Here is a 12,076-nt window from a genome sequence, read left to right as displayed (position 1 = left end):
TTTTGAACTCTCTCTATTATGAAAGATAAGTCCCCTGTACCATAGTGTGAAAAAATGAAGCAATCATAAAAATGTAAACTGGAGCGCCCTTTTTACCCGAAAAAGAAATACGCAACTCTCATATCGTCTTCCTTCAACTGCATTTTTTGTGCCGCCTCGAGCAGAGGCGTGCGGTCGTAGACAAGACTTTTCATCGCTATTTCGCCATCGGTTATCGTAAAGTAATGCGCTTCTTTGGACGCATCGTCGCGACGGCGGTAAGACACGCTCCCCGGATTCAGCCACAGACTGGTGTCGCTCAAATAATGAATGCATCTGCGATGCGTATGTCCGAAAATAATGCGGCGATTTCCGGCGGCTTCGGTCGTCCCGCCGTTGCGTTCCGCCCAGAAGGCGTCGTACTTGGGCAAGCTGTCGATCGTCAAATAGTTGTCGTACAAATGCTGCATCGTGTAGCTATAGCCGTCCATCTCGAATGTCCGGCAGACCGGCATGCTTTCGAGAAACGAAATTTCCGCTTCGCCGAGCAGCCTGGCATTGTAATGCGCCCACTTGATCGCATCCTCCGCCACATCATGACCGCCGTTGCCGTTTCGGTACAGATCGATAATAGTGTCGTCGTGGTTGCCGCGAACGCAAATCACATCGTTTTTGTGCACCCATTCGATTACTTCCCGCGGGAAAGGCCCGTAGTCGACGAGATCTCCCGCGCAATAAATGAGATCACAGTCTTGTTCCGCCTTTCGGATTGCTTCGAGCGAATAAACGTTGCTGTGGATATCCGAAATAATTAATGCTTTCACGATGGATTCAACTCCCATAATTCCAACATTCTCAGCAGTACCGTCACCGCTTCCGCCCGCGTAGCTGTACCGCCCGGCATAAAATGGTCCGGCTTCCGTCCTTCAATGATTCCCGCTGCAGATGCCAGGGATACGGCTTCGCTTGCCCAGTCCGGGATGTCTGCGCGATCCGCGAAGCTCCGCGGCGCGGTCCCGTCGTCCTCCAGCGGATAAGCCCTTAGCAGCATGGCAACCATCTCTGCTCGATTAATGGCGCGATTAGGCTGCAATGTGCCGTCATGATATCCTTGCAGAATGCCTGCCTGCAGCGCCGCCCCAAGCTCGCCGGCAGCCCATGTCGGAACATCCGCCCCGTCGGCAAACGGCAAGTCCGTCAACGCGGCATCCAGCTTCAGCGACCGCGCCAGCATAATGGCAAATTGCATGCGGGTGAGCGGCATGTCAGGTCGGAAGCTGCCATCCGGATAGCCGCTCACGATGCCCTGCTCGACCGCTTGGGCAATGTTTTTCCGGCCCCAGTGATTTCCGGTGTCCGGGAAATCCGGCAGACGAGGCGGCTCCGGCGTCTGACCTGGTTTTGGCGACTCGCTCGGCGCCGGCGTTGCCGTCGGCGATGGAGCCGGACTTGCCGACGGGGTTGGCGTCGGAATTGGGTACCAGCCTCCTCCCCCGCTTGCAACGGGACGTTTGACAGCGATCGTATACGATTTGATTCTGCCGGATGGCATCGTCACTTCGACCAAAATGTGGCTTCCATCCGAAGCAATCGCCAGCGCCTCGCTCGGCTGGCCGCTCGCGACTGTGCGGCGCTGCGCGCCATCCACGCTGACCTCGATCAGTGAACCGTCGCTGAGCGCTGTCGGCACAAGGGTCACACTGCTTATCGAAGAAGGCGCCGTTATCGAATAAAATCTCACATCTTGCGCGAAACCGCTCAGCAGTTCTTCGCTTCCGGACTTCAGTTGCATTGCGCTCAGTCCCGGAGCGCCTTCGCCATCGGGCGGATTCGTCCCGATCCCGGCATTCGGGCCGACATCGGCTGTCGTCAGCGGCCGCCTGCTTACAGGGGCTCCCGGATTGTATTCATCCGCTCCAACATCGGCGCCGCTAACACGCTGCTGCCCGTCCATATCCTCGGACGCAACATAGGGCGGCTTGGCCGCATCGACAGCCGGACTGATGGCTGACAGACGGATCATACGGTCTGCGCTGCGCACCAGCTTTAATTCCTTTTTCTCAAACCCGCCTGTTATCGCATTATTATTTGTCGGATTTGCAATTCCTTCAATTAAATTGCCTGAATAGACCGGTCGTTCGCTCGGCGGGGCGCTCTGCACGGGACCCGTCTCGTTAAAGATCGTGCCCGCATTGCTGAATATGAGATTGTTGTACACCTTCGTTGCGACCGGCTGATACGTTCTGCCGCCCAGACTGATCGCTGTCGTATTGTTGCCGACATTGACAATCGTATTGTTGAATATTTGTACGTTGTACTGCCGCCAGTGGCCGCGCAGCAGCTCCGTCCTTGTCTCCGCCGGAAGGCTGTTTAGCTCGGCCGTCTGCTCCGGCGATCCCCAGCGCACCGTCGGGTTCGCGCTGCCGTCCGGGCCCGCATCATGCGTGCCGCCATCGAGGCGGATAACGCGGTCGGTCAACCCTTCCATGTAGTTATTGTAAATTTTGTGATCATTGCCGTAAATGCGGAATCCGCTTAATCCCGGAGTCTCGCCATCGCCAATCATATAATTCCCGTAGAAGCTGTTGCGATGTCCGTGCCGGGCAACGATGCCTCCGTAAGAATTGCGGATCGTATTGTAACGAATAATGTTGTCGCTGCTTTTGACGGAAATAATTTCATCTTCGCCGTTAAGACCGTCGAACAAATTGTATTGGATCGTCACGAAGCCGGACGAAAGCGACAAGCTGGACAGCCCCAGACGGATGGCCTCCAGACCGTTGCTGACGCGCGGTCCTATGCCGTGGAAGCGATTATATTCGATGACGTCGTATTGGGAAATATTTTGCCCGGAATGGCCTGCGCCGTCGTAAATGACTACCGCGCCGAAGCCCTTCTTGGGTCCGATGTCATTGTAGGACAATCGGTTATGGCTGCTCTCGCCTTCAACCCGGATGTAATGGCGATGAGTGCCGTTAGCCGTCAGCAGAGACTGGTCGTCGTACGGAGTCGGCCCTTCGTAGACGTCTCCGCCCGCACTGTCCAGCCCGCCGGTCCTGCAGCTTCCCGGAACGTCGATCAAGCAGGTTACGGTCCCAACGAGCGGGGCGGTGAAGCTGTACGGTTGTCCGGTTTCGTTAAGAGCAAAGCTGTTGCGCATGATCGAGATATGGCTTGCGCTTTGCAGTTGCACTCCCGGATGGACGCCTGTCAGCGTACGGTGCTCAAGGCCGCGATCTATCAGCGTTTCGTTGCTTCCCTCCGCGCCGATTCCGTTGCGGAAGGCGAAGCCGGACACTTCCACGTAAGCAGAACTCTCAATATGAAAATAGCTGTTGCCGGATATGATGGCCTTTCCTTGCTCTGCTGCCGTAATCCGGATCGGATAAGCCGGCGAGGCTGTCTTATTAAGAATGACGAACGGCCCATTCTGCTCATACGTGCCGTTCTGAACCTCGATAATCGTGCCTGGCGCAACAGTATCAAGCGCCTGCTGCAATTGTTCCGCCGAACTTACCTGTACCGTTGTCAGCGCGGGCGGCGGCAGATCATCCTCATCCACATCGCCCGCGGACGGCGGCTTCCCCGGTCCTTGCGGCTCCTCGATAACTGGCGCCTCGCCGATGAACAGCTGCGCTTCCATCAAGCTGTTCCAGTTGCCGGAACTTCCGCTTGCGCTATTGCCGTAACCGACGAGCCGCCAATAACGCGCTTCAATCGGACTCGCCATAACGTAAGGCTGCAGCACGGAATCTTCCGCTTGCAAAGCCCGGCCGCTTCGTTTCGGCAGCGCCACGACATGGCTCTCGAATGAGGCATCGTTGGATGCCAATACCTCGAAGCTGGACAGCCGTTCCCTTGCGTTAAGGAACGCCAGATTCATATAAGTCATGCGCTGCTTCTCCCCAAGATCGAACTGAAGCCACTGCCCTTGTCCCGAAGCCGACCAGCGGCTCTCCATGTCTGCCGCATCCTCGCCCCAGACGCCGTCCACAACATTGGCCGGAACATAATTGGTGCCCGGCTGTGACGAACTGGCTGTAACAGAGCCCGCGTGCAACCCGATTTGCCCATTCCCGTCAATCGGCAGTCGGCGAATAATAGTAAGACTGTAAGCATTGCGCACCGGGCCGTTCTCTTCGTCTTTTAATTCTATGCTCAATCGGTTCACTCCGGGCAAAAGCGGAATGCTGTCTCCCGCAGACAGCGGCACACGCTCCGACTCATAGTTGCTCAAATAAATTTCGATGCGGGCGGCCGACGTCGCTTCCGGCGAGGCGACCGGCAATTGCGCTTCCAGAGCGACGCTCTCCGTCGTCGCAGGTACAAGCGCCTCATAACCGTCCGTCTTGTTCGGATCGAAGGCCGTATTCAGCGGAACGGCTTGCGTACCGTCCTTAACGGTCAATCCGGATAGTTGAAGCTGCGGCATCTGTTCGGCAAACGTAAAGTAACTGCCGTCCTCCAACGTCGCTTCCCCCGCATAATAGGACTCGCCGCGAAGCGTTACTTTCGTCAGCGGGATTTCCGTCGCATCGCTCCAGTCGCTCGAAGCGCTCGTAAGCAGCAAGCCGCCAAGCGGCATGGCACTGAGGGGAATCGCGATCCGCACATGGCCGACCTCCCCTGTATTCTTGGCTTTCCATGTGCGGCCGAGACGCATGTGGCCGGAACCGTAAGGCGTCGGATCAGCCGCATGGCCATCGTCGCCCCATAGCAGATACTGCTTGTCCGCGAGCGCCTCCCCGTCCGGCGTACCGATCAGCACCTGCAAAGCGGTTGCTCCGCCCGCGCCGCTGCGGCTCTGCCGTTGATCCAGAGCACCGATTTCATCACGTCCGATACCGGCTATGTTGTGACTATAACCCGTATGAGAAGCGGAGTCCCATACAGTCTGCGGCGCCGATCCGGCGCTTAAGTAATCTCCCGCGGGCAGCGTCAAGCCGTATTTGATCGCCAGATACGTCTCCACCTGGCGTTTCTGTGCATCCGTAAGCGCTTCCGTAAAGACGATAAACTCACCCATGTAGCCGTTAAAGCCCGAGCCGTTCGATGCGGCCGCGCCAAGCGACATAGTGCCGCCGGAGCCGACGAACGGACGCAGAGGCGTATTCGATTGGCCGATTGTCACGCCGTCACGGGCAACAGACTGGTAGACGGAGCCGTTGAGCTCCGAATTGGCATTGTGATGCAGTCCCCATATATTATATTGGGACAAATGCACCTGATCGCCCGCCGTTAACCGCTGATGCGAGCTGTCTGTCATTTTGCTGCCGGAATCCCACAGAACAGACCCCAAGGTTGCGCTTGTCGAACCGTTTTTATGCGGAATATGCGCGCCGAATCCCCCTCGCGACAAGACTTGATTGAAAATCAACGAGTTGTCGATCGCGCCCAAACCTCCGGTTACCGTATAGACGCTTGCGCCGTCAATCTCTTCCCCGTCCGCAAACAAGCCGTTCGCATCCTGAAGGATGCTGCCTGATCCCGAACGGATAAATTTCACTGCCGGCTGATTGTTCAAATCGCGATGTTCAGGCACGTAGCTTGGCTTGGTACGGCTGCTAATCGCCTCAATACTGCCGTCATTTACGAGATCGTGAGCGTTGCCGCTGCTGTCCTTCCATACCGTTACATCGTTGCCGACCCGTGTTACACTGCCCGGGTCAGCCTCCAGCCACAGTCGGAGCGCGGCTGCGTCTACTCCTCCCGGCGTTCCTGCCTGAGGTTCAGCCTGCGTCGTATCCGCCGGCAACGCGGCGACAGATCCGACAGCCAGCATCGTCGCCAGCATTATATGTACGGCTTTTCTGGATGTGCGGCCTCGGCCTGCCGCTTTCGTTCCGAACAACTTGGTTAAAGTCAATTTTACTCCCCCTCGTCTCCCGGCGCGGACCCGCTCCGGCATTTCGGATTAAGAGTTTCCCCCTTAGGCCGTGTCTGAAAACCCGCTCAGGGGCATCTTTCACCGCCTTTCCGCCCCCTGCTTCGTCACTTTTGCTTGACGTACCCCCGGTACGCCTTCACAAAAATTCCTTGCATGGAACGAAAATTCGGCAAAATCTGCTCCCCTCGGAGTATTCAGACACGCCCTAGTCGAGCAAACTCTCTTCTTTTATATACAAAGATGGATACTGGAGAAATCGTCAAAAGCTGAAACCGCCCTCAAAAGTCCCGATTTCGATCTGCAATTTCTGAAATGGACATCAAATCCTAAAACGCCAGCTTCCCCGAAGCGTTTTCCCGCCGCAACCTCTCCTCCCTTTATGCCGTCTATAATGGAAGAAGATGCAAGGAGGTTTAAGCGATGAGACGAAATCAAAAAAGGGGCTCGGCATCGCTCATAGTCGGGTTATCCGCCATACTGTTGCTCAGCGGGTGCGGAGGCGCCAATAGCCCAAACGGGCCGATTCAATCCAATAAACCGAGTAACAGCAATACCTCGTATGAAGTGTCTAACGAGGACTCAGGCATTGAACAGGCAACCTATACGATAGACGACTATGATGCGGCGGTAGCGAATGCCCAGCTTGCCTTCGCCTTCGACCTGTACGATGAAGTCCGCAAGGCAGACACGGACGCGGGAAGCAATGACTTCCTCTCTCCCGCAAGCATTGCTACCGCACTTGCGATGACCCTCAATGGGGCGGGCGGGGACACGCTCAACGCGATGAACCAGGTTTTGCATCTGGAAGGCATGGATGCCGAGGAACGCAACCGCGGCTATCAAGTCCTGCTGGATCTGCTCTCCCATAGCGGGGAAGAAATCAAGCTCTCCGTTGCCAACTCGCTCTGGGCAAGAGATGACTTGAGCTTCAATAAACAATTCATCCAGACGAACAAGGACTACTTTAATGCAGAGATGGAGTCGCTCGACTTTCAGGATGCGCAATCGGCGGATAAGATCAACAAATGGGTGCGTGAACAAACGGCTGGCAAGATAAACGAAATAATCAAAGCGCCGATTAAGGAAAACGCCATCCTTTTCCTGCTCAACACCATCTATTTCAAAGCCAACTGGGCAAGCTCGTTCAGTGAGGACCTTACGGAAGCCCGCCCGTTTACGAATGCCGACGGATCGCAGCAGGATGTGCCGATGATGCTCAAAGACGGCAAGCTGAGCCATCTCAGTGGAGAAGGCTTCCAGGCTGTCCGTATTCCTTATAATGGCGGAAACATGAGCATGATTGTTTTTCTACCGGATAAGGACAACAACCTTGATGCCTTCCTGGATGGTTTGTCTGCAGCACAGTGGAAGAAATGGCTGGGCCAATTCAAGCCTGCTATAGGCCAGCTGCGGCTGCCGCGATTCAAGATGGAATACGAAATCACCTTGAATGACGCCTTGAAGGCACTGGGAATGGAAACGGCATTTGATCCGAATCGGGCAGATTTCTCGCCGATGATCTCGCACGACAACAATGTTTACATCGGAGAAGTCAAACACAAGACCTTCATTGAAGTGAATGAACAAGGCACGGAGGCTGGAGCGGTGACAAGTATCGGCATGGAAGTGACTTCCGTCCCCTCCAATACGTTCGAAATGGAAGTCGACCGTCCATTCTTCTTCGCCATCCACGATGAGCGTACAGATGCGATACTGTTTATGGGGACAGTGCGGCAGATGGATTGATCCCAGTCCAGCCCTGGACTCGACTCCGTCCGAATGCCGCCGATCCTCTCGGGAGGTTAATTAGGAAGCATAGAGAAATAGACCATTCCCGAAGGAATGGTCTATTTCTCTATGAATGAGTGGACACAATTACCGCTCTGCCGTCTCCACAACAGGCAGGCTGATTTCGAATAGGCTCCCTGCTCCCAGCCGACTGCTTACAGAGATCGTGCCCCCATGAAGCTCTATGATTTTTTTGCATATAAAGAGGCCCAGTCCCGATCCTCCATACTTGCTGGAGCGAGATTTGTCCCCACGGTAAAAACGATCGAAAATATGGGGCAGATCCTCCTCCGCTATGCCGCTTCCATTGTCTCCCACCCGGATACGGAGAAACGAAGCTTCCATTTCAGCAGAGATTGTGATGCTAGATTCGCCGGCACCGGCATACTTTAATGCATTGCCCAACAAATTATCGAAAACCTGAGCAATTCGGGCACGATCTGCTCGAATCGGCAATGCCGGAAATGGCCGGTGAACGATCAGCTCAGCGTTGAGATCCATAAATTCCAGCTCGAAAGGCCGGATCAAATCCTCCAGCAGCTCCTGGCTGTTCTCCAACTCAGCCTGCATGATCAGATGCCCGGACTCCAGCTGCGTAATCTGAAACAGCTCCTCGATCAGGCTGTCCAGCTTTACGGTCTTGTTTTTGATGATGGCCAAATACCTCTCATACTTTGCTTTGTCATGGACGATACCATCCTGCAAACCTTCCACATAACCTTTGATGGAACTGAGCGGCGTTCGCAAATCATGGGAAATGGTTGTAATAAGCTCCTTGCGCGCCTGCTCGGATAAGCGCTGCTGTTCCAGAGACTCCTGCAGCTTCGATCTCATCACCTCGAAGGCCTCGCTAAAGCGGCCCATTTCATTGTTCCCACGGTAAGCAACCCGGAACTCATAGTCCCCCCGCACAATGTTATCCGCGGCGGTACTCAATTCCTTTAATGGCACCAGGATGTCTCGCGAAATTATTTTTGCCAGCATGACCGAAATACCCACAAGGATGAGGATCAGAGCCGTAATCCCTATCATTATATTCGTATACATAACATTGCCCGCTCCAGAGTTCCCGGAATCCATCGATCCGACTAATCCCAAAATGAGAATGGGCACGATGGCAACGATGACCAGGGAGGATATCAGCTTAAACCGCAGACCTGTTCTCATCGCCCGCTCCCATCCAGCTTATAGCCGATCCCCCACACCGTCTTCAGGTAGACAGGATTGGCCGGATCCGCTTCGATCTTCTCCCGAATCTTCTTGATATGTACGGTAATTGTATTCATATCGCCATACTGATCGTAGCCCCACACGTCTGCGAAGATCTGCTCGCGGGTGAATACCTGATTGGGATGGCGCGCCAAAAATCGCAGCACCTCAAACTCCTTGGCGGAGAAATGGACCGGCGAGTTGCGGACGGTCACCTCATAAGCCTTTAGATGGATAACCAGATCCCTGCAGACGATAACATCCGTGGGCTCCGGCGGACGCGAGAGCTGATTGCTCCTTCTTAACTGTGCCTTTACCCTGGCTACCACCTCGCTGGGGCTAAAGGGCTTGACCACATAATCGTCCGCTCCCAGACCGAGGCCTACTATTTTATCCGAATCGGTTTTTTTGGCGCTCAGGATGATAATAGGAATCTGTGATTCGGCACGAATCATTCGGCAGAGTTCCATCCCGTCCAACTTGGGAAGCATAATGTCCAATATCGCCAAATGGGGGGACAGCTGTCTAAATAAACGGAGAGCCTGTTCGCCATCCTCACACAGCACCACCTCGAATTGTTCTGCTTCCAAGTAATCCTTCATCAGATCGGCAATTTCCCGCTCATCTTCCACAATCATAATTTTGGCGCCTTGCATGCGAACGACTCCTTTGGTTGATGCACTCCCCTTTATCATAAAAGATGGCGATGTGGATGTAAATTGGATCAGATTATCACTCGACTCCAACTACCATAATGAGCAACATTAATGCAGCAATGACAATAAGACCTATATACATCAAACGTTTGATCAAAACGATCACCTCCCGGATTCCCCGTTATCAAAAGTCACTTGATTTCTTTTTTATTGAAAGCAAACATTCCCAGCAGCGCAAAGACAACCGCCGTCAAGCATGCTGCAAGGACTGACAGCAGAACCTGGTCACCGGCGATCCTATATTCCATCATCTGCAGAAACAGCTTGAATACAGAATGGTCATAGACCGTTCTATAAGCCGGAATAAGTCCTGCCAATGATTCGGAGATCTGATCAAAAAAAAGAAAAAACAGCAATGCAGCCCCGACCGTCACGCCGGCTTCCGTAGAACAGATCGCCAGTACAGCGACAAGCGCAGTGAATGCAGCGGCAAACAATGCGGTTAGAGCCAGTGTTCTCCCTATATAAACCGCGGCGGTGATTTCCGTTAAGCTCCCGAAGCCATTAACGACGCTCCCGATCACCATCGATATTAACGGACAAAGAAGAGACAAGGCCACGGCACCCAACATAAAAGCGGCCAGCTTCGCCAAATAAATCCGAGTACGCGAGTAGCCGGTTGAGCAGACGACCTTCATGACACCGGAAGCATACTCCTTGGAGATAAAAAAGCCTGCCAGAATACCTAACGATATTTTTAATAAGATCTGATTGGCCTGCACTCCGACAACAAAGGATTGAATGCCGGTCATTGGCGGTTTTCCGGAATTGCTCCCGACAAAGTAGAACATCACATATAACATAATCGGAGCAAAAATCATGACCATCAACAAGGCTTGGTACAGCGGATCATGGCGCAGCTTGTACAATTCGGAACGGATAAGATTAATCATGGCTGTTTCCTCCGATCTTCTGGATGAAATAACGCTCCAGCTCTTCGCTCACAGGCATAAATTGCTCAATCTCCAACCCAGAAGCTGCCAGCAAGGAAGAAATCGCGCCCGGCCGCTCAGTGTATTCGTATAATCGAATGGATCCGTCGGGCATTCTATTGATCTTTGCCGGTGCCTGATCCATTAAAACCTCTACAGCCCGATCCGAATCATCGACCTTGATATGAAGGTATTGGCGGCATTTCTCATTCAACTCCCCCGCAGTCAATTGCTCCAGCAGCTTCCCTTGATGAATGATGCCGTAATGGGTAGCCAGCAGATGGAGCTCGCTGAGAATGTGGCTGGAGATCAGGATGGTCAAGCCGGTATCCCGGTTAAGCTTGGTCAGGAGCTGCCTTAATTCCATCACGCCAACAGGATCCAAGCCATTTGTCGGTTCATCGAGAATAAGAAATTCCGGTTCTCCCAGCAATGCAATAGCCAGGCCGAGCCGCTGCTTCATGCCCAGCGAGAATTCCTTGACCGGCTTGCTGCCCGTACGGTCCAGGCCAACAATGTTCAACAGCTTATCGAGACTTGCTTTGTCGGATATGCCCTTCTGAAGCCGGCGGACCTCCATGTTCCCTCTCGCTGTCAGATGAGAGAGCAGCGCGGGACTTTCAATCGTGACCCCCATGCGCTTGCGCGCCTGAACAATGCCGCTTGCGGAAGTTTGCCCAAACAGCTCGAAGCTGCCGGAGCTGGGGAAGGCCAAGCCCGAAATAATTCGCATCAGTGTGGATTTGCCCGCACCATTCTGTCCGATAAATCCATAGATGCTGCCTTTACGAATCGACAGGTCCACTTGTGCCAGCGCAGTATGTTTCGGATATTGTTTGGTCAATTGCCGGGTTTGCAGAACATATTCTTCCACGTTTCAGGAATCCTCCCTTATTGTTGTGGCCACAGGCTGTCTATGACTTTTCTAATCATAAACTGAAGTTGTGAATAGCCGGTTTTCAATAAATAAACAAAGTGTTGGGAAATGATTAACGTTTGATAAACAATGGGGAGAAGAAATACGAAGCATACTTTTTTACCTCATTCGGGGCTCGACCCGACTATGGGGCAAACGAAGCATACTTTTTCACCTCATCGATCGGGGTTTCTTTGTTCCCCCTCCCTATTCGATGCTCGAAGTTTGTTTCAAACAAAAAACGAACAAAAGTGTCGTTGAGATCTGTTCGCTCCTTCAACTAAGCCCCTCGTTATGTCGGTTTCGAAAAAAATCACCTGAAGGTAATTCAAAAACTCAAAGCGTCCAGTCACTCAGCGTCTATCGGACATAAATGACGCTATTGTTCGATTTTTTAGGTTTTCGAAAATCTATCGGACATACACGACCTTATTGGCAGCATCCTTGCGAAAATTGGCTCCCTAACAACCAAATAGCGCCGGTCCTGTCCTTTAGAGTGGGGAGAGGTCGAAAATCGGACAAATAACGTCGCTGGTGTCTGTTAGATTTTTCAACCTTTTGTGCCGCCGTCAGGTGTATGAAATTTCGAGTACAATGCTGCAATAGAGGCGCAACTGATGCAGATGTGTATGAAATTTCGAGTACAATG

General features: G+C 53.3%; 7 protein-coding genes. 1 reads left to right on the top strand and 6 read right to left on the bottom strand.

Going from position 1 to position 12,076, the window contains the following annotated elements; all coding sequences use genetic code 11:
- Nucleotides 1-92 precede the first annotated feature (92 nt).
- Both B1748_RS21645 and B1748_RS21640 read right to left on the bottom strand, forming a co-directional pair.
- Nucleotides 93-803 carry a metallophosphoesterase family protein gene (locus B1748_RS21645; protein ID WP_087570130.1) on the bottom strand — a complete coding sequence of 237 codons (711 nt, stop codon included), beginning with the start codon at nt 801-803 and terminating at the stop codon, nt 93-95.
- The gene (locus B1748_RS21640; RefSeq protein WP_179215730.1) at nt 800-5,845 is read right to left on the bottom strand and encodes a DUF8202 domain-containing protein; all 5,046 of its coding nucleotides are present in this window, start codon (nt 5,843-5,845) and stop codon (nt 800-802) included. The genes B1748_RS21645 and B1748_RS21640 overlap by 4 nt, the downstream gene beginning before the upstream one ends.
- A 441-nt stretch (nt 5,846-6,286) precedes the next feature.
- Here B1748_RS21640 and B1748_RS21635 point away from each other — a divergent pair, with 441 nt between their 5' ends.
- Nucleotides 6,287-7,612, top strand: coding sequence for a serpin family protein (locus tag B1748_RS21635; protein WP_087570033.1), 1,326 nt, complete (start codon nt 6,287-6,289; stop codon nt 7,610-7,612).
- 129 nt (nt 7,613-7,741) lie between these two features.
- On the opposite strand, the gene B1748_RS21630 is transcribed toward B1748_RS21635, so the two are convergent.
- From B1748_RS21630 to B1748_RS21615, 4 genes are all read right to left on the bottom strand, one after another.
- On the bottom strand, nt 7,742-8,821 hold the full coding sequence (locus B1748_RS21630) for a sensor histidine kinase (protein WP_087570032.1): 1,080 nt from the start codon (nt 8,819-8,821) through the stop codon (nt 7,742-7,744).
- Nucleotides 8,818-9,519, bottom strand: a complete 702-nt coding sequence (locus B1748_RS21625; RefSeq protein ID WP_087570031.1) for a response regulator transcription factor — start codon at nt 9,517-9,519, stop codon at nt 8,818-8,820. The genes B1748_RS21630 and B1748_RS21625 overlap by 4 nt, the downstream gene beginning before the upstream one ends.
- Before the next feature lie 191 nt (nt 9,520-9,710).
- Nucleotides 9,711-10,472, bottom strand: coding sequence for an ABC transporter permease (locus B1748_RS21620; RefSeq protein WP_087570030.1), 762 nt, complete (start codon nt 10,470-10,472; stop codon nt 9,711-9,713).
- A complete protein-coding gene (locus tag B1748_RS21615; RefSeq protein WP_087570029.1) occupies nt 10,465-11,385 on the bottom strand; it encodes an ATP-binding cassette domain-containing protein in 921 nt (306 codons plus the stop codon). Before B1748_RS21615 ends, B1748_RS21620 begins: the two co-directional genes overlap by 8 nt.
- Between the last annotated feature and the right edge of the window lie 691 nt (nt 11,386-12,076).

Origin of the sequence: Paenibacillus sp. MY03 (assembly GCF_002165585.1) — a bacterium.
Lineage (GTDB): Bacteria > Bacillota > Bacilli > Paenibacillales > Paenibacillaceae > Pristimantibacillus > Pristimantibacillus agaridevorans.
This window is presented reverse-complemented; position numbering and strand designations above follow the sequence as displayed.

Bases quoted from the DNA above. Each gene is read 5' to 3' on its own strand.
- B1748_RS21635 (WP_087570033.1), top strand. From the start codon at position 6,287: ATGAGACGAAATCAAAAAAGGGGCTCGGCATCGCTCATAGTCGGGTTA.
- B1748_RS21630 (WP_087570032.1), bottom strand. From the start codon at position 8,821: ATGAGAACAGGTCTGCGGTTTAAGCTGATATCCTCCCTGGTCATCGTT.
- B1748_RS21625 (WP_087570031.1), bottom strand. From the start codon at position 9,519: ATGCAAGGCGCCAAAATTATGATTGTGGAAGATGAGCGGGAAATTGCC.
- B1748_RS21620 (WP_087570030.1), bottom strand. From the start codon at position 10,472: ATGATTAATCTTATCCGTTCCGAATTGTACAAGCTGCGCCATGATCCG.